Source organism: Pseudomonas sp. MYb193 (genome assembly GCF_002966775.1).
Classification (GTDB): domain Bacteria; phylum Pseudomonadota; class Gammaproteobacteria; order Pseudomonadales; family Pseudomonadaceae; genus Aquipseudomonas; species Aquipseudomonas paracarnis.
Map to the genome: position 1 here is coordinate 3,870,894 of NZ_CP023269.1, position 18,458 is coordinate 3,889,351.

Genomic DNA, 18,458 nt, shown 5'->3' on the forward strand with positions numbered 1-18,458 from the left:
GGTGGTTAGGTCATTGAGTCAGCGCTTGATGTTCTTCAAGTCATCCAGCAACCCCAACAAGGTCTGGAATTTCTCTTCTCCAAACTGATCCTGCAAGCGCTGGTAGTTGGCCTCCATGCACTGGCTCATGGACTCGAAACTCGCCTTGCCCTTGTCCGCCAGGGTAATCAGCACCCGGCGCTGGTCTTGTTCGGCCTTGCGCCGGTGCACCATGCCGGCCGCTTCCATGCGCACCAGCACGCCGGTCATGCTCGGCTTGAGGATGCAGGCCAGCTCCGCCAGTTGGTAGATCTCCAACTCACCGTGCTGTTCAAGGATGCGGATGATGCGCCATTGCTGTTCGGTCAGGCCGTGTTCATTCAGGGAAGGACGGAAAAAACTCATCGCGGCCTCGCGCGCTTGCAGCAAGGCCAGGGTCAGGGATTGTCGAGGTGTGGACATAGGGCTCAGGGTCACGAAGTATTTAGTTAATAGTTTAACGAAACTCTAACATTCCCGGCCGGCGAGCGCGCTATAACTTGTAGGTGCCCTCGCCCGTGGCGCGCTGAATCAAAAACCCGGGCACGCAGGATCAAGACTTCCCGCCCGCCAGGGGCCCTAATGGAGGCATCCGCTTTAGCGCCTTCCTTCACTTTTTCAGGCTGCGCCATGATCAACATCGAAACCCCCACATACTACACCGCCACCAAGAAATACAACCTCAGCTTCCCCACCCTGGAACAGGATATCGAGGCAGACGTTGTGGTCATCGGCGGCGGCTTTTCCGGGATCAACACGGCCCTTGAGCTGGCGGAAAAAGGCATCACCAACATTGTGGTGCTTGAAGCGCGCTACCTGGGCTTTGGCGGCACGGGCCGCAACGGTGGGCAGATCATGGCAGGCATCGGCCATGACCTGGAGAAGATCAAGAAGGACGTGGGCGAAGACGGCCTGCGCCAAGTGTTCGAGATCAGCGACCTGGGCGCCGACATCATCAAGAACCGCATCGCCAAGTACAACATCGACGCGGACTTTTGCCACGGCTACGGCTACATGGGCTTCAACGCCCGCCAGGAAAAAACCCTGCGCGCCTGGGAGAAGGACTTCAAGTCGATCAACAGCCAGCACGAAATCCGCTTTCTCGGCGGCTCCGACGTGCAGCAGATCATCGGCTCCACCGCCTACACCAGCGCCCTGCTGCACATGGGCGGCGGGCATGTGCATTCGCTGAACCTGCTGCTGGGCGAAGCCAGTGCGCTGGCCAGCCATGGTGTGAAGATCTTTGAGAACAGCCCGGCCCTGGACGTCAGCTACGGCGAGCGCATCACCGTGCGCACCGGGCGCGGTTCGGTACGCGCCAGCAAGTTGCTGTGGGCCTGTGACAGCTTTCTCAACAAGCTGGAGCCAGAACTGCACCGCTCGACCATCAACACCTACGCATTCCAGATGATGACCGAGCCGTTGTCCGAGGAGTTGATCCAGCGCATCAGCCCGATCCGTGGGGCCTACAGCGACATCCGCCCGGTGATCGACTACTACCGCGTCACCAACGAGAACCGCCTGTTGTTCGGCGCCGCCACGCCTTTGGTGGAGCACATTCCCGGCGACCTGAAAGCCTGGAACCGCCACCTGATGCTGAAGATTTTCCCCTACCTCAAGGACGTGAAAATCGACCTGGCCTGGGGCGGCCCGATGGCGTGCAGCCCGAACCTGTTCCCGCAGGTGGGCACCTTGCCGGGGCGCAGCAACGCGTTTTTCGTGCAGGGCTATTCCGGCTTCGGCGTCACCCCCAGCCACATCATCTGCAAGGTGCTGGCCGAAGGCATGAGCGAAGGCTCGGCGCGCTATGACCTGGTCAGCTCGATCCACCGCCCCACCATCATCGGCAAGGACACGATTCGCCCGCTGCTGCTGACGGCGGGCAAATCCTGGCACCAACTTTCCGGCTACTGGAACGGTCGCCGCTAACCCCCTGTAGGAGCGGGCTTGCCCGCGAAAAACCTTAACGATAACGCGTGCTTCCTGATTGGACACCGCGCCTGTGAGTTTTTCGCGAGCAAGCTCGCTCCTACAAAAATCTCGTACTTATCGGAGCATCTGCCATGACACTCACCCCCCTCAAACACAACGTCCAGCTGTCGGAACTCGACGCCTGGGGCACCGTGGCCGACCTCGGCTCGCAAATCCTTGAAGGCGACGTGCGCGCTTTCGGCAAGATGACCTTTGGCGCGCCCACCGATGCGGTCAGCAGTGCGTACTTCGGCACGACCCAGGGCAAGTTCCGCATGGTCTACCCTTTCGCCGAGCAAGCCACGGTGGTCACCGGCGAAGTGGTGCTGACCGACGAGTCCACCGGCCAATCCACCCGCTACAAGGTCGGTGACAGCTGGTTCGTGACCAAGGGCACGCCGGTGCTGTGGGAAGTGGTCAGCGAGAGTTTCGTCAAACACTACTTCGCCGTCGTGTAAGGGAGGCGTTGCCATGTCGAATTCATCTGACTGGATCACCGTGGGCGCCCTCGCCGACGGTTTTGCACCCGAGGCGTTCATCCTGCCGAACCTGGCCGACCTGGCCGGCCAGACCTTCACCCTGTACTTTGCCAATGGCTGGCAGATCGAACACCGCTTCGAACAGGAGCGCCTGGCCTGGCACGCCGCCGATGGCCACTCCAGCGGCAGCGCCGCCTACCGCGCCAGCTCGATTCGCCCGGGCCTGTACCTGGTGGACTTTATCAAGCACGAGGCGGGGCAAAGCTGGTCGATCAGCCTGGTGCTGGACACGCCAACGGCCTCCTTTACCGCGGTGATTGGCCGTATGCCAGAACCGGCACAGACCCACGAAGGCCTTTACCACCGCGCCCTGGCCGGCAAACCGCTGACCTCGGTACAGGTTGACTTCCTCCATGGCAGCCTCGACCGGCCGTGGCAGGAAGGCCACTGCCTGCACGCCCCCACCGACGAGTTGGTCGGCCTGCGCAACCACTACCGCTACAGCCCCAGCGAGGTCTACGAACACATCTACCTCAACCCTCGGTTCTACGCCTGGCAATGCCTTGAGGGCGTGGAAAAAGGCTTGTGCGACACCGACCGCTGCCATTACTACAAGATCGCCGAACAGCTGTACCTGTTCGTCTGGCAGGAGAAGATTGTGCCGACCCTCGGCCTGGTGCTGATCGACCTGCAACAGCACCGCAGCGACGGCAAGATCTTCGGCTATGCCGGGGCGTCCTTCGACGCGCTGTCGAACTTCCCGATCAGTTCCTATTGTCAGGTGCTCAACCGCACGGAGTATCCCCGTGACTGAGCCGCGCACGGTGGTGATCACCGGGGCCGGCACCGGCATCGGCGCTGCCTGCGCACGCTTGTACGCACAGGAAGGCGCGCATCTGGTGCTGATCGGTCGGCGTCGTGAGCCACTGGAACAGGTGGCGCAGGACACCGGCGGGCTGATCCTGGTGGGCGATGCCGCCTGCCCGGACACCTGGGACGGCTTCATCCAACAAATCCGCAGCCACTTCGGGCGCCTCGATGTGCTGCTGGCCTGTGCCGGTGGCCACGGGCTGGGCAGTGCGACCCAGACCAGCCCGGCCACCTGGGAAGGCGCGCTGCGCAGCAACCTCGACAGTGCGTTTTACAGCGCCCGCGCCTGCCTGCCGCTGTTGCAGGAAAGCGCCGGGAACATCGTGCTGATTGGCTCCATCGCTTCATTGGCAGCAGGCCCCGAGGTGTGTGGCTACACCACCGCCAAACATGCGTTGCTCGGGCTCAATCGTTCGCTGGCCCGCGACTACGGGCCCCACGGCGTGCGGGTGAACGCGGTGTGCCCAGGCTGGGTGCACACGCCGATGGCCGACGCGGAGATGCAGCCGTTGATGGAGGCGTACGCCGAAACCTTGCAGCAGGCCTATGCGCGTGTGTGTGCCGATGTACCGCTGCGGCGTGCCGCCCGTGCCGACGAGATCGCCAAGGTGTGCCGCTTCCTGGCCAGCGACGACGCCTCGATCATTACCGGCGCCACGTTGGTGGCGGACGGTGGCTCCAGCATCGTCGACGTGCCGACGCTGGCGTTTACGCGCCTGGAGCCTGCCCATGACGAATGACCTGGATTTCAGCGGCCAGGTCGTGCTGGTCACCGGCGGCGCCCAGGGCATTGGCCTGGGCATCGTCCAGGCCTTTGCCCAACGCGGTGCGCGGGTGGTGATTGCCGACCGTAGGGTTGAAAAGGCTGAAGCCGCGGCTGCCGAGTTGTGCGCGCAAGGGCATCACGTTGAAGCCGTTGGCGTTGACCTGGCGGATGCCGAAGCGGTGTTCGCCTGCGTCCAAGGCTTGGCGCAACTGGATGTGCTGGTGCACAACGCCGGGTACTTTCCGCTGACCGCCTTTGCCGACATCACCCCAACGATCCTGGAGCGCACCCTGGCGGTGAACCTGTCGGCGCTGTTCTGGCTGACCCAGGCGGCGTTGCCGATGTTTCGCGAACAAGGCCGGGGCTGCGTGCTGGTGACGTCTTCGGTCACCGGCAACCGGGTCGGTTATCCGGGGCTGAGCCACTATGCGGCGTCCAAGGCCGGGGTGAATGGGTTTATCCGCAATGCAGCGCTGGAGCTGGCGCCGTTGAATGTGCGGGTCAACGGCGTGGAGCCCGGCATGATCGCCACCCCGGCGATGGATAACCTGGGCGATGCGGCCGTGAACGACAGCATCGCCCGCCGTGTGCCGCTGGGGCGCCTGGGCGCAGCGGCGGATATTGCCGGGGCGATGGTGTTTCTGGCCTCTGACCTGGCGGGCTATATCACCGGGCAGACGCTGGTGGTGGATGGTGGCGCGACGCTGCCCGAAATCTGAAACCGGAACTGAATGTAAGGCTTGTCACAATGCCAGTCAGCTAAGCGCAATCCCCTGTGGGAGCTGGCTTGCCTGCGATGGCGGTGAGTCAGTCAACTAATCTGTAACTGCTACACCGCCATCGCAGGCAAGCCAGCTCCCACATTTGATCTTATGCAGACTGAAGGACCTGTTTATGCCCCCACCGCCTGCAACCGGCTGGAACGAAAATCCTTGGGCGACACTTCGAACTGCTTCTTGAACGAGCGGCTGAAATGCGCCGAGTCGGTAAAGCCCCATTTGTACGCAATCGAGGTGATCGACTCGCTGCGCAGGAAGGGGTTGGTCAAGTCGTCTGCGCTGCGCTTGAGCCGTGCGCGCTGGATGTAGCGGCAGACGCTGTCGTCCTGTTCCTCGAACAAGCGGTACAGGTGCCGTACCGAGATATTCAGGCGGTTGGCCAAGCCAATCGGGCTCAGGCCAGGCTGGCCCAGCGACTCATCAATGACCTTTTGCACGTAGCTGCGCAGGTTATTGCCCTGCAACGAGGCGACGCCTTCACAGCGCTCATCGCTCTGCTCCAGCGCCGAGCCCAGCAGCGACACAAAGGCCGCCTGCAGTGCGTCCACTTGCGTGGCATCGTCGTCAGTGTCGTCCTTGCACAGTTGATCCATCAGCACATGCAACATGCGCCCGCAGGCTTTGGTCGAGGATATCTTGCCGAACGCCCGCGTCTGACCGCCCAGATGCTTGCACACTTCGGTACGCGACAAAGACAGCGAAGCATGTTCGATCAAACCAAAGGGCGTGATTTCGATGGAGCCCACCGAATCCATCAACAGCATTTCGCCGGGGGCCAGTTGCACCGTCTGGTCGTTCTGGGTGATTTGCGAGTAGCCGCTGCGTTGGCTGACCAGGAAACATTCCTGGTCGTTGTCATGGTCGGCGTGGTGCGTCGAGCGCTTGATCAGCCCGGCATTGGTGCGCAGGATGGCCAGGCCACGCGGCAGGTTATGGATCTCGCCGATAAACAGCGAACGGTTGAAAGCCAGTTCGGTATCGAAGTGGCCGCACGCGTCGCGCAGTTCGCGGTTCCAGCTGTCGAGCCCGTCGGGTGCATGCTGTGGGATGCTCATGGGGTGTCTCCGCAGTGGCGTTATTCTTGTTGTTCTGGTGCAATAGTTAACATGTTATCTATATGCACGCAACAACAACCTGTTTGCCCTTTGCAGAAGCACTAATGGTGCCAATCAGAGGTCCGACAATACCCGCCGCAACCCGGCCAGTACGGCCAAGAGATACCCGCGTTGCTCGGGGCTCAACGCAATGTAGCGCCGGAACGCCGGCATGCGGTTGACCACCTCGCTGCCGCCCATATGCTCCAGGCGCACGCACCATTGCTGGTCTTGCAGCTCGATGCGCAGGCGCTTGAAATCCAGCGGCATCAACGCCTGGAACAACGCGCTGTCAGCCTGCAAACGCGCCTGCAACTCACGGCCCAGTGCCTGGTTGCCAGCGCGGCGCCGCACATGAATACCGCTGCGCCGGATCGCGCCGCCATGGTGCACCTCGAAGCTGCCAGCGCCACCCGCTGCAGCAGGAACCCGCAGGACACATTCGGTCAGCACCAGGTGCATCAACAACTGCGACTCGGTGCGCTCGACAATCTCGAAGGCGACACCGCCCACTTCAAGGCTTGCCAGGCCCAGGTCACGCCGCAGGTGGGCCAGGGTCACCCCCGGCCGATACCCGCTGGGTGCGCGGTCAGCACGAAACAGCTCAAACAGTTTTTGCCGCAAGGTCGCTATAACCCTCATGGGCGTGCCCCGGTTCGTGATTGAATTCCTTGGCCAACACCTCTTCCACACAGGCGGGCTTGAAGGGGTTGACCTTCTGCACCACCAGGGTCCAGAACAGCGCATAGGTGGCCGTCACGCCGAGCATCACGCCAAACGGCACATAAATGTCAGCCGGGTTCATGCCTGGCGGAGTGATAAACCACATGCCCAGCAGGATGCCGAGGCTGGAGACGATCTGCGGCAGCGGGAACCACGGCGAACGATAGGCCCGAGGCAAGTCCGGACGGCGAACGCGCAGGATCACCACCGACAGCGTCACCAACAGGTAAGCGAAACTCCACGCGCACACCGCCGCCAGCACCAGGTGCATGATGTTGTCGGTGTTGCCGCCCAGGTACAGCGCATGCAGGCACGGAATCAACATGGCCACCAGGATGCACAACAGCGGCGTCTTGAAACGCGGGTGCAGGTAGGTGAACACCTTGGGCAAGGCGCCATCCACCGCCATGCCGTAGAGGATGCGCGGCACGCCGGCCATCAGGGTATTGATGGTCGCAGCGCCAGCGAACAGAAAGCCGATACCCAGCCACAACGGGCCGATCTGCCCCATCACCTGTTCGGCAAATCGGGGGATGGCCATGGGTGTGTCCAGCAGGTGCACGCCGGACGCGGCGTCGAGCACGACGTTTTCCACCTGGCGCTTCATCGCCGCGCCATAGATGAACATGCACGTCGCCACGCCCATCAGCCCGAGCATCATCGCCCGTGGCATCACCTTGGCCGATTGGCGCAGGTCCGGCGCCAGCGGGGTGACGAACTCGCAACCCACGAACATGAACATCGCCATGCCCACCAGCGACAGCACGGTGACCAGGTCGGTGCCCACCAGCGACTCACCGAACCAGCCATCCAACTGCACCGCCGGCGCGGCGATCAGGCCCAGTACGCCAAACACCATCAGGGTGGTCCACATGCCGAAGGTCAGGATGATCTCCGCCCGGCCAAATGCGCTGACGCCAAAGGCGTTCAGCACGCCGAACACCAGCACGAAACCGACGCCCAGCAACCACGAGCCGCCGGCCGACTCTGCCAGGGTATTGAGGTGTTCGAAGTTCACCAGGGCCATGACGCCGGCGAGGATGGTTTCGGCGGTGCCGGCGAACACATGCACGATCAGGTAGGCCGACAAGGTCCCGGTGATCGCAAAGAACCGGCCCATGCCGCAGTTGATGTAGTCGTACACCGAACCGGTGGTGGGCAACATCGAGGCGGCCTCGGCAAAGGTTGTCGCCTGGGCCAGCATCATCACCACGGCGATCAGCATCGCCAGGGCAAACGCGCTGCCACCGATGCCAAAACCCATGGTGGCGGTGAGAATCACCGGGCTGGCCATGATCAGGCCGATGGTGCTGGCCAACGCAGTGGGAAAACCTACCGTGCCCCGGTTGAGGTGTGCGGTGAGTCGGTCGTTGATCGACATGGAGGGGTCCTCGAAGCGGTTTTTTTTAATGTGTCGGCACTCTGCGCCCCACTCCCGTTGATCGTCTTGCCCCTGTCTGCCGCCGGTTTTGTTGCTGCCTGCCAAGGCCTGCTGCCTGGCGGGCAGAGTCAATTGCCTGGCACGCAGGGAAAAGACTTGGCCTCACACCGCTCGCCCTAATGCGCCCTCACTCTTAACCAAGATGGGGGCAATAACAATGGAGCACACACTGAAAAACCGCTGCCTGCGCCAGACGGTCGGCCTGGGCGTGGCACTGTTGGTGGGCCAGGCGCAGGCCATCGAGTTGTATGCGGACGCCGACACCCAGGTCACCGGCAACTTCCTCGCCGTGTACGGTATGTTCAACAGCCCGAAGAACTACGATGGGCGCAGCGGCGGCGCCACTTGGCGTGAGGCGTTCATCAAGTACGGTCTGAGCGTCGAACAGCGCCTGGGCAACCTGGGCGGTGTGTATGGCACGGCCAACCTGGTGAGTTCCGGTACCTGGGGCGACGGCGATGCGGCCGGGTTGACCAACGGCACCGAGCGCACCACCAAGTTTGACGAAGCCTTCGCCGGCTGGCGGTCTGGCGAGTTGTTACCGGCGCTGGGCAAGGACGGCCTGGACCTGTCGTTCGGTCGCCAGATCATCATGCTCGGCGACGGTTTTATCCTTAATGACGACGGCCCCAACCTGGGCAATGGCGTCGGCGACGGCGAGTTCAATCGCGGCGGCGCCTACTACATCGCCGCACGCCATGCCTTCGATAAGACGGCGGTGATTCGCCTGGGCGGCAAGGACGGTGTGCATGGCAGCCTGATGTGGATCAAGTCCGACAACCGCGCCCAGGCCCTCACTGAAATGGCCGCCGGCACCCTGGAATACAGTGCCGCGCCGGGCACCCTGGGGCTGACCTATATTCACGGCATCGATGTGGATGAGCGCTTCGCCACCGACCTGCAGCGCCAGCGCAAAGGCATGAACCTCTACAGCCTGCGCGGCACCGGCAATGCCGGTATCGACAACGCGCACTTCGCCTTCGAACTGGCGCGCCAAAGCCGTCGCGATGGCCAGGAAAATGCCGGTTACGCGGAAGCCGGCTACACCTTCGCCAACCTGCCGTGGTCCCCGGACCTGACCTACCGCTACGCCCGTTATTCGAAGAACTGGGACGGCATGTTCTCAGGCTTCAACCGTGGCTACGGCACCTGGGTGCAGGGCGAAGTGGCGGGCAACTATTCCGGCCCCTTCAACAGTAATACCGCCGTGCAGCACGTGGCGCTCAAGGTCAAACCACTGGAGAACGTCACCCTGGGGGCGCTGTTCTTCGACTACAACACCGTCAGTACGCGCGGCCAATTGAACCTGGATGGCCGCGAACTGGACCTGTATGCCGAATGGGCCGTCAACGAGCACCTGATCATCACGCCGCTGCTGGGCCTGTACAAACCCGATAAATCAGCCGATACCGGTGGCAATCAGGTCGGCGGCAACGGCACCAATGTCTACAGCCAACTGGTGGTCGCCGTGCCGTTCTAAACCGCTTCGGGCGCGCAGGGAGGCAGCGCCCGGACCTCGGCATAGGCGCCCTGATGATAGAGCAGCGGCGCACGGCCAAAGTCATCAAAGGCCACCACCTTGCCGATCATGATCCAATGGTCGCCGCCGTCCACCTGCTGGTATTTCTCGCAGTGAAAACGCGCCGAGCAATCGGCGAATACCGGCGAGCCACCCTCCCCCGGCTCGTACTCGATCAGGGCGAAGCGGTCTTCACGGGGGCGGGCAAAATTGTTCGACAGGTGCACCTGGTCCGCCGCCAACACATTCACGGCAAAGTGGCTGGCCTCCTCGAACACGGCATGGCTGTTGGAGCGTTTGTCGATGCTCCACAGTACCAGCGGTGGGTCGAGGGATACCGAGTTGAAACTGTTGGCCGTCACGCCCACCTTGCGCCCGGAGGCGGTGGCGGCGGTGACCACGGTCACGCCAGTGGCAAAATTGCCCAAGGCGCGACGAAAGGCTCGTGGGTCAAATACGTCGGACATGCAAGACTCCCGGGTGGCCTCTATGGGCCGCCCTGATTGTTGTAGGGAACACGCAGCTACACCATGCTCGGGTCGGGCTCCAGGCCCATCAGCTCACGGCCAAGGATCTGCGCGCACACGTCATAGTCGGTGTAGGCATGCGCGCCCGTCATGTGGGCATCGCGGAACAGGCGCTGCATTTCGTTGTGTTCGAACCAGGCATTGCCACCGGCGGCGGCGAACAGCCGGTCTACCGCTTCGATGCACATCTTGGTGGCGTAGGCCTGGTTGGTGCGCCAGAACGCCAGGGTTTCTCGCGCGGGGTAGCGGTGGGCGGCGCTGTGTTCGGCGTGGTCTTGCCAGGTTTTCTCCAAAAACGCCCGAGCAGCGGCCACCTGGTGGGTGGACTCGGCCAGGCGCATCAGCGCCGGGGTCGCTGCGCCAACGGCGGCACCGGTGTAGGCGCGCACACGGTTTTTGGTTTTTTCGCGGAACACCTCCAGCATGCGCTCGGCCACGCCGAGGCTGACGGTGGAAAAACCACTGGCGAAATACGGCCGGTACGGCGCGTAGAAAATCTGGCTGTCTGGGTAGAGACCAAAGCCTGCGGACTTGCCTTCCATCATGTCCTTGGCCTTCTGGATCCGGTGCTCAGGCACCCAGGCGTTGTCGATGATCAGGGTCTTGGTGCCGCTGCCTTTCATGCCGGCCGCGAACCAGTCATCGCGGATCTGATAGTCACTGCGCGGCAGCACGGCAAAGCAGTAATCCTGAGTGCCTTCGGCATTCTGGCGACGGCAGCCGACAATCGCCCACTCGCCATGATCACAACCGCTGCTCCAGCCCATCTCACCACTGAAGTACACGCCGCCCTCGCCCTCGGTCACCCGGCCGAACGGCGCAATACTGCTGCTGGCCGTGGCATCCGGGTTGGCGCCCCAGATCTCCTCCTGCAACTGCGCCGAGAACAACGCCAGTTGATGGCTATGGGTACACAACAAACTCATGGCCCAGGCAGTGCTGGCGCAACTGCCGGCGAGCAAGGCGATGCAGTCGGCGAATTCGGGCAGCGACAGTTCCAGGCCACCGAATGCCTTGGGCTGGAAGGCGCGGTGCAGGCCGATGCTTTTGAGCAGCGCGATATTCTCATCCGGCACCTGGCGCAGCTGTTCGGCACGGCTGGCGTTCGCGGCAATGGCAGGCAGAAGAGGCTTGAGGTCTTCGAGGAGCGGGTTTGGCTTTTTCATGGACGGCCCTGCTTATTATTGGAAGTCCGGCAGGCGCTCCGAATCGTGGAACGGCGCGGGATGCAGGGCCAGTATCAAACGGGTCGTGCAGGCGGGAAATGCACGTTCGGCAGGCAAGCTTGTACTTTTCACAAGCACGGCAGGCACAGGCATAAAAGCTGGCAGGCACAGTCAAGCCGCTTATCAGTGCGTTGGTTAACCTCGGGGTTTCTTTGTGAACTGCCAGGAACCTGCCATGAGCGATATTCCGTTGCTGCCTCAAGTGGAAGCCTTTTTGCGTCGCCGCCATGGGCTGTTTATCGACGGTGTCAGCGTGCACAGCCACGCCGATCAAACCCTGAACGTAATCAACCCTGCCAACGGCCAGGTGATCGCCGAAGTGGCCGATGCTGACCTGGCGGATATCGACGCTGCGGTCGCTTCTGCCAACCGTGGTTTTCAGCTGTGGTCCCAGGCTGCGCCCGCCATCCGCGGCAACGTGCTGCTGAAACTGGCCGACCTGCTGGAACACCATCGCGAAGAACTGGCGCAGATCGAAACCTGCCAGTCGGGCAAGATCATCCAGATCTCCCGCGCCTTTGAGGTCGACCAGGCCGCGCACTTCCTGCGCTACTACGCAGGCTGGGCCACCAAGCTCAGCGGCCAGACCCTCACGCCCTCCCTGCCTTCGTTCAATGGCGAGCGTTACACCGCCTTCACCTTGCGCGAACCGGTGGGCGTGGTGGTGGGCATTGTGCCGTGGAATTTCTCGACCATGATCGCCATCTGGAAGCTGGCCTCGGCGCTGGTGACCGGCTGCAGCATCATCATCAAGCCCAGCGAATTCACGCCGCTGACCCTGCTGCGCATCGCCGAACTGGCCATCGACGCCGGGTTGCCGGCGGGGGTGCTCAACGTGCTGACCGGCGGCGGCCATGTCGGCAAGGGGCTGGTGGAACATCCCGGCACGCACAAGGTGTCCTTCACCGGCTCAGTACCCACCGGTATTGCAGTAGGCCGCAGTGCCATGGGCGCCGGGCTGACCCGCGCGACCCTGGAACTGGGTGGCAAGAACGCCGCCGGCTTCCTGCGCGACATGGATGTAGACAAAGCGGTGGATGGCATTATCGAAGCGGGCTTCCTGCACTCGGGGCAAATCTGCGCGGCGGCCGAACGTTTCTTCGTACACCGCTCGCAAATCGACGCCGTGCTGGAAAAACTCAAGGCGCGTCTCAGCCGCCTGACCATCGGCTCGCCCCTGGATGAACACACCGAATTCGGCCCGGTGACCCATCAGCAGCACCAGCAAAAACTGCTCGGCTACTTCAACCAGGCCCGCGCCGAAAACAACACGATCATCTACGGCGGCCACCTTATCGACCGCCCCGGCTGCTACGTCGAACCCACCGTAATCCTTGCCAACCACCTGCACGACACCCTGCTCAACGAAGAAACCTTCGGCCCCATCGCCACCTTCCTGCCCTACGACGATGAAGACGAACTGCTCGCCATGATGAACCACGGCCCCTTCGGCTTGAGCGCCAGCCTGTGGACCAATGACCTGGGCAAGGCCCTGCGCATGATCCCGGCCATCAAGGCGGGGACTCTGTGGGTGAACATGCACACCTTGCTCGACCCGGCAGTACCGTTTGGGGGTAGCCGGTCTTCGGGGTTAGGGCGGGAGTTTGGTGGTGCGTTTATTGAGGATTACACCGAGCTTAAATCGGTGATAGTTCGGTACTGAGCCTATTCACCGGCTGCGAAAAGCCTGCGCCACATTCGCTCCTACATGGGGTATTCAGCGTACCCGAACTGGCGTGGTTATCGGACCGCTCTTACACAAGGTAGATGAAGCGCTGGTCCGAGAATGCCCGGTGGCCTGATGAAAACGCGCAAACCCCACAGGCAATGACATTTCCCTGTGGGAGCCGTCGAGCTTTAGCGAGGCCGCGATGGCGGTGGATCAGGCAATGAATAGGTTGACCGTGCCGCCGCCATCGCAGCCTCGCTGGGGCTCGACAGCTCCCACACTGGATAGGCTGCGCCTGGGAGAATGCGCCAGGCTACCAGGTGCCCATCGCCAGACTGTGCGGCGAAAACTCCGCGAATTGCCACCGCAACGCCAATGCTGCCGGGCGGCGGACCAGATGTTCCACCGTTACCGTCCACAGGCGCTGCGCGCCGTCGAACTCGGCCACTTGCGGCCCGCTCAGGATCAACGAAGTACGCCCGGCCACTTGCAGCACGTCACCCGTGTCAAAATCAACAAACAACAACCCCGCCACCGGGTTGGCGTGCAGGTTGCCGAGGGTGTTGAAGAACAGGTTGCCGGCAAAATCCGGGATGGTCAGTACGTTGCCCTCCACCCGCACAAACCCCGTGTTGCCGCCGCGATGGGAAACGTCCACCGAGCGTTCGCCGTGCTGGTCGATGTAGCTGGCGACGAAGAAGGTGTCGGCGTGGCGGATCAGTGCTTGTGCGGCGTCGTCCAGGCGGTTGCTGCGCTGGGCCAGGTTGCCGGGTTTGCGTGCAATGCCAGCGATGGGCCGCAGTTGGATGTACTTGGGGCAATTGCCGAAGGTGTGCACTACGTCCACCGCAAAGCCCTCATCCTCAAGCGATCCGATCCGGCCATTCATGCGATTGCGGCGGCGAGTGTTGAGGTCGATGCCCAGCAGGCCGATCGCCGCGCCATCCGCTATCCCAGCCCAGGCGGGATCGCTTTTGGCGGGCAGGCTGTCGATCTGCAGCGTGTGTGGGTCCGGTGAATGCGCAAACCCTGGAGCGCCTTCCAGCATCGTTGCCCAGGGGATGCCTTGTTCGTCCACCACACCCGCGATCAAGTACGGCAGCAGCGGATAGAAATCGCGGTGCTGCTCAGGCAAATGATCACGAATGACCTTGGGCCCGATCATGGCCATGCGTTCAGAGACGCCGGCACTTTCCTGCATGTGTCGTTCGCCGACATGCCAAGGGGTTGCTTCAATCGAGTGCATGGCGCTCACCTCCGGTTAGATACGAGCATGCTGCGCCCAGGCCGTAATGGAGAGAATGCCCACCCAGGGCAATCCACTATTACGCCAACTGAAACGCCGGATGCTCGCGCAACGCGCTGACGCAGTAGTCGACAAAGCTGCGCACGCGCATCGACGCATGACGGCCTTCGCGGTAAACCACATACACCGGCTGCGGCGGCAACTCGAAGGAAGGCAACAGGCGCTGCAACTGGCCGCTCGCCAGGTGTTCGTGCAGCGGGTAACTCAAGGCTCGAATCACGCCCGCCCCCTGCACCGCCGCATTGATCGCGCCTTGGACGGTGGCGCAACTCAGCCGGGCGCGAGCCTTGAGGGTATAATGCGCAAAATCCCAATGCACCGGGTCGGCGCTGGCAATCAGATGATGCTGCTTGAGTTCAGCCGGATGCCGGGGTTCGCCCCGGGTCGCCAAGTAAGCGGGGCTGGCGCAAAGGACAGTGCGCACCTGCCCGACTTGCCGCGCAATGAGTGACGAGTTGGGCAACTCACCGATCAGCACCGCCACGTCCAACCCCTCTACGTGCAGGTTCGGGTAAGAGTCGTGGTAATGAGCGATGACACGCACCGCCGGGTAGCGATCCGCATAACCGGCCAACAGCGGCGCCATGACATAGCGGCTGAACAGCAACGGCAGGAATATCCGCAGGTCGCCCTGGGCCTGCACATGCAAACCGTTGGCCGAGGCCTCGGCCGCGTCCACCGCTGCCAGCAGGCGCACGCAGTCGGCAAGGTAAGCCTGGCCTGCATCGGTCAGGTTGACACCGCGTGTACTACGTTGCAGCAGCACCACGCGCAGGCGTGCCTCCAGGCGCGCAACTGCACGTACCAGCGTCGGCCCGGAAACCTGCGCATGGCGTGCCGCCGACGCCAGGCTGGATTGCCCGGCCAGCGCCGCAAACAGCTGCATATCGCGATAACGCTCCATCAGGCACGCTGCTTGGTCGCGGCGCTCAGGGCCGGGTCCTGCCCGAGGCGATGACTGAGGAAGTCCACAAACGTATTGACCTTGGCCGGTACTCGGCCGTTTTGCTGGAACACCACGTGGATCGGCAGCGGCGCCGGTTCGAAATCCTCCAGTACCAGTTCCAGTTCCCCCGCCGCCACCGCTGCCGCGACTTGATAAGACAGCACCCGCGTCATGCCCCACCCCAGGCGGGCCAGGTTGATCGCGGCATTGTTGGCGGTGACAACCAGGCGTGGCTCGATGGGTACCTTCAGCGGCCGGCCGGCGTCAACGAATGTCCACTCACTGACCAGTTGGCTGGACGATGAGGTGACGAGCTTGGCCTCACGCAACTGCTCGGGCCGCTGGGGGCGCCCGTGTTGGTTAAGATAAGCGGGCGATGCGCACACCACCCGTCGTACTTCGCCGACCTTGATCGCTTGCTGCCCGGGTTGCTGCAGGTGGCCGATACGCACCGCCACGTCAACACCTTCGTCGGTCATATTGACCACCCTATCGACCAGCAAGGCGTTGATACTCACCAACGGAAAACGGTCCAGATAATCCCCCAGTACCGGCGCCACATACAGCTCGCCAAACAGTACCGGTGCGGTCACCGTCAACTGGCCGCCCGGGATGGAGTAGCTGCCCGCCGCCGCTTCCTCGGCTTCGTCCAGCTCGGCAAGGATGCGTCGGCAATCGTCCAGGTAACGCTGGCCGGCTTCGGTCAAGTGCAGGCTGCGGGTGGTGCGCGCCAGCAACTGGGTGCCGATGCGTTGTTCCATGGCGGCAATGGCGCGGGTCACGCTGGGCGGCGACGTGTTCAGGCGCCGGGCGGCAGCAGCGAAGCCCTCCTCCTCGGCCACGGCCAGGAACACCTGCATTTCATGAAATCGATCCATCTTTACGCCTTCTGATTATGTGCCCCTGTGGCGAGGGAGCTTGCTCCCGCTGGCGCGCGCAGCGGCCCTGAAACCTGCCAGCGCGGTTTGGCTGAATAAATACGGCAGCCTTGTTGGGGCTGCTGCGCAACCCAGCGGGAGCAAGCTCCCTCGCCACAAGTGTTGGGCTTCAACTCGATTGCAAACCGACAGCCGTGCGCGGCATGCCGACAAAACCCGGCAGTGCTTCGATGCTGGCGAGCCAGGCGCGTACCTCAGGGTAGTCGGCCAGGGACACATTGCCTTCCGGCGCATGGGCCACGTAGGTGTAGAAGGCGATATCGGCAATGCTGGGCTGCTCACTGGCGAGGAAACGGCTCTGGCTCAGTTGCTGTTCCATCACGCTCAGCAAGGCATGGGCACGGTTGATTGCGCTGACAGTGTCCACCTCGGCGCCAAACACCGTGGCCAAGCGCGCCGTGGCAGGCCCGGCATGGAGTGGGCCGGCGGCGGCCGAGAGCCAACGCTGCACCCGGGCTTGCCCGACAGGGTCGCTCGGCAGCCATTCGCCGCGGCCATAGGTGCTGGCCAGGTAAATCAGGATCGCATTGGAGTCGGCAAGTACCGTGCCGCCGTCATCAATCACCGGCACCTGGCCAAAGCTGTTCAGGGTGGTGAGGAACTCAGGCGTTTTATGCGCACCTTGCTTGAGGTCCACCAGGATAAATTCACTCGCCAGCCCCAGCAGGGACAACATCAGCTCGACCCGGTGGGAATGGCCGGACAGGGGGAAACCATAGAGTTTGATCGCAGGCTGGGTCATGACAGGCTCCAAATGAGTGGGTATCGACGCCAGGGATGTTCTACCACTGCCATGTCTGGCGGAATGACCAGGATTCACAATCCAGCATTTCATCCAGCGAAACAATCTTCATTGACGTCATAGCCAATCTTGGCGCGAGGATTTCCTGAAAAAATTCAAACTATCGCCGTCCCCATCGTTCACACCTTCACGTGCAACGTTAAGTAGGAGGCAACATGCAGTACCGACAACTGGGTCATTCCGGCCTGCTGGTATCGGAAATCATCCTGGGCACCGTGCCCTTTGGCGGTCGCGCAGAGTTTGAAAAATGCGGTGCGGTGGACGTGCCCCTGGCCAAGCGCATGTTCGATATGGCGTTCGACGCCGGGGTGAATATGGTCGACACCGCCGACCTCTATTCCCACGGCCTGGCCGAAGAAGTGGTGGGCAAGGCGCTGGGCGACAAGCGCAACGACATTCTGCTGGCCACCAAGGGCCGCAGCCCGGTAGACGACAACCCCAACAACTCCGGCTCGTCGCGCTACCACTTGATCCGCGCCTGCGAAGCCAGCCTCAAGCGCTTGGGCACCGACCACATCGACTTGTACCAACTGCACAATTGGGACGGCATGACGCCAATCGAAGAGACCCTGGAAGCCCTGCGCCTGTTGGTCGGCTCGGGCAAGATCCGCTACTTCGGCACCAGCAACTTCACCGCCTGGCAGATGATGAAAACCCTGGGCAAGGCTGAACTGCACGGCATGCTCAAGCCAATTACCCAGCAGATCTACTACACCCCGGAATCCCGCGAGGCCGAGTACGAGTTGCTGCCGTTGGCCCTGGACCAGCAGGTTGGCACTTTGGTGTGGGGCCCGATGGGCGAAGGCTTGCTGACCGGCACGACCCGACGCGGGCACAAGCCGCCCGCCAATACCCGCCAGGGCAGCGGTTGGCCGGAACCCTACGTCCACGATCAGGAACGTGCACTGGACATTATCGAGACCCTCGCCGCCGTCGGTGATGAACACGGCGTCTCGGTCGCCCGCACCTGCCTGGCCTGGCTCAAGGATCGCCCGGGGATCACCTCGCTGATTGTCGGCGCCCGTACGGAAGCACACCTGCGCGATAACCTGGCGGCCACCGAGCTGAAACTCACCGAAGAGCAGTCGGCGCGCATCGAAGCCGTCACTCGCCGTCAGCCGTTGTACCCCTACTGGCACCGCTTCACTGCCGGGATTGATCGTTTTGATCCAGCGGAGCAACCCTTCCTGGCCGAGCATCAAAAAACCCTGGATGCGCGCCAGGACAAATAAAACAGCACCCGCCCCAATGCCGATGAATTAAGCGAACGCAATGCTCAAAGCAACGAAGATCCAATGTGGGAGCTGGCTTGCCTGCGAAAGCGGTGGTGCAGTAACAGATGCAGCGACTGACCTACCGCTTTCGCGAGCAAGCCCGCTGCCAC

At 62.5% G+C, this 18,458-nt stretch carries 17 protein-coding genes and 1 pseudogene; 8 read left to right on the forward strand and 10 right to left on the reverse strand.

Annotation, left to right across the window (positions count from 1 at the left end; genetic code table 11):
- Positions 1–18: 18 nt before the first annotated feature.
- Entirely contained in the window at positions 19–441 is a 423-nt protein-coding gene (gene hpaR / locus CLM72_RS17470; protein WP_014719078.1) for a homoprotocatechuate degradation operon regulator HpaR, read from the reverse strand.
- 207 nt (positions 442–648) lie between these two features.
- Here hpaR and CLM72_RS17475 point away from each other — a divergent pair, with 207 nt between their 5' ends.
- From CLM72_RS17475 to CLM72_RS17495, 5 genes are all read left to right on the forward strand, one after another.
- Positions 649–1,947 (forward strand): FAD-binding oxidoreductase, encoded by a 1,299-nt coding sequence (locus tag CLM72_RS17475; RefSeq protein WP_105227276.1) that lies wholly within the window; start codon positions 649–651, stop codon positions 1,945–1,947.
- A gap of 134 nt (positions 1,948–2,081) precedes the next feature.
- Positions 2,082–2,447 (forward strand): cupin domain-containing protein, encoded by a 366-nt coding sequence (locus tag CLM72_RS17480; RefSeq protein ID WP_105227277.1) that lies wholly within the window; start codon positions 2,082–2,084, stop codon positions 2,445–2,447.
- Positions 2,448–2,460: 13 nt separating this feature from the next.
- Positions 2,461–3,282 carry a molybdenum cofactor biosynthesis F family protein gene (locus tag CLM72_RS17485; RefSeq protein ID WP_105227278.1) on the forward strand — a complete coding sequence of 274 codons (822 nt, stop codon included), beginning with the start codon at positions 2,461–2,463 and terminating at the stop codon, positions 3,280–3,282.
- Complete coding sequence (locus tag CLM72_RS17490) at positions 3,275–4,078, forward strand: SDR family NAD(P)-dependent oxidoreductase (RefSeq protein ID WP_105227279.1); 804 nt, start codon at positions 3,275–3,277, stop codon at positions 4,076–4,078. Before CLM72_RS17485 ends, CLM72_RS17490 begins: the two co-directional genes overlap by 8 nt.
- Complete coding sequence (locus CLM72_RS17495; protein WP_105227280.1) at positions 4,068–4,823, forward strand: SDR family oxidoreductase; 756 nt, start codon at positions 4,068–4,070, stop codon at positions 4,821–4,823. Before CLM72_RS17490 ends, CLM72_RS17495 begins: the two co-directional genes overlap by 11 nt.
- 173 nt (positions 4,824–4,996) lie before the next feature.
- On the opposite strand, the gene feaR is transcribed toward CLM72_RS17495, so the two are convergent.
- From feaR to CLM72_RS17510, 3 genes are all read right to left on the reverse strand, one after another.
- A complete protein-coding gene (gene feaR, locus CLM72_RS17500; protein ID WP_105227281.1) occupies positions 4,997–5,938 on the reverse strand; it encodes a transcriptional regulator FeaR in 942 nt (313 codons plus the stop codon).
- A 114-nt stretch (positions 5,939–6,052) separates the two neighbouring features.
- Positions 6,053–6,619, reverse strand: a complete 567-nt coding sequence (locus tag CLM72_RS17505; RefSeq protein ID WP_105227282.1) for a DUF3156 family protein — start codon at positions 6,617–6,619, stop codon at positions 6,053–6,055.
- Positions 6,582–8,081, reverse strand: coding sequence for an APC family permease (locus CLM72_RS17510; protein WP_105227283.1), 1,500 nt, complete (start codon positions 8,079–8,081; stop codon positions 6,582–6,584). The genes CLM72_RS17505 and CLM72_RS17510 overlap by 38 nt, the downstream gene beginning before the upstream one ends.
- 217 nt (positions 8,082–8,298) lie before the next feature.
- Between CLM72_RS17510 and CLM72_RS17515 the strand changes: the two genes are divergently transcribed.
- Positions 8,299–9,621, forward strand: a complete 1,323-nt coding sequence (locus CLM72_RS17515) for a hypothetical protein (RefSeq protein ID WP_057974997.1) — start codon at positions 8,299–8,301, stop codon at positions 9,619–9,621.
- A gap of 32 nt (positions 9,622–9,653) precedes the next feature.
- Here the strand turns inward: CLM72_RS17515 and CLM72_RS17520 are convergent.
- Positions 9,654–10,127, reverse strand: a pseudogene (locus CLM72_RS17520) (flavin reductase family protein); the annotation flags it as partial.
- 56 nt (positions 10,128–10,183) lie between these two features.
- A complete protein-coding gene (locus CLM72_RS17525; RefSeq protein ID WP_032901980.1) occupies positions 10,184–11,353 on the reverse strand; it encodes a p-hydroxyphenylacetate 3-hydroxylase oxygenase component in 1,170 nt (389 codons plus the stop codon).
- Between the two features lie 235 nt (positions 11,354–11,588).
- Between CLM72_RS17525 and CLM72_RS17530 the strand changes: the two genes are divergently transcribed.
- Positions 11,589–13,076 (forward strand): aldehyde dehydrogenase family protein, encoded by a 1,488-nt coding sequence (locus tag CLM72_RS17530; protein WP_105227284.1) that lies wholly within the window; start codon positions 11,589–11,591, stop codon positions 13,074–13,076.
- Positions 13,077–13,395: 319 nt separating this feature from the next.
- Here CLM72_RS17530 and CLM72_RS17535 read toward each other — a convergent pair whose 3' ends face one another.
- The 4 genes from CLM72_RS17535 to CLM72_RS17550 all read right to left on the reverse strand — a co-directional run bounded on the left by CLM72_RS17535 (position 13,396) and on the right by CLM72_RS17550 (position 17,014).
- On the reverse strand, positions 13,396–14,328 hold the full coding sequence (locus CLM72_RS17535) for a pyridoxamine 5'-phosphate oxidase family protein (protein ID WP_105227285.1): 933 nt from the start codon (positions 14,326–14,328) through the stop codon (positions 13,396–13,398).
- A gap of 79 nt (positions 14,329–14,407) precedes the next feature.
- Complete coding sequence (locus CLM72_RS17540) at positions 14,408–15,292, reverse strand: LysR family transcriptional regulator (RefSeq protein ID WP_105227286.1); 885 nt, start codon at positions 15,290–15,292, stop codon at positions 14,408–14,410.
- Complete coding sequence (locus tag CLM72_RS17545; RefSeq protein ID WP_105227287.1) at positions 15,292–16,212, reverse strand: LysR family transcriptional regulator; 921 nt, start codon at positions 16,210–16,212, stop codon at positions 15,292–15,294. The genes CLM72_RS17540 and CLM72_RS17545 overlap by 1 nt, the downstream gene beginning before the upstream one ends.
- A gap of 169 nt (positions 16,213–16,381) precedes the next feature.
- Entirely contained in the window at positions 16,382–17,014 is a 633-nt protein-coding gene (locus CLM72_RS17550; protein ID WP_105227288.1) for a glutathione S-transferase family protein, read from the reverse strand.
- A 215-nt stretch (positions 17,015–17,229) separates the two neighbouring features.
- Here CLM72_RS17550 and CLM72_RS17555 point away from each other — a divergent pair, with 215 nt between their 5' ends.
- Positions 17,230–18,306 carry an aldo/keto reductase gene (locus tag CLM72_RS17555; RefSeq protein WP_105227289.1) on the forward strand — a complete coding sequence of 359 codons (1,077 nt, stop codon included), beginning with the start codon at positions 17,230–17,232 and terminating at the stop codon, positions 18,304–18,306.
- The last annotated feature ends 152 nt before the right edge of the window (positions 18,307–18,458 follow it).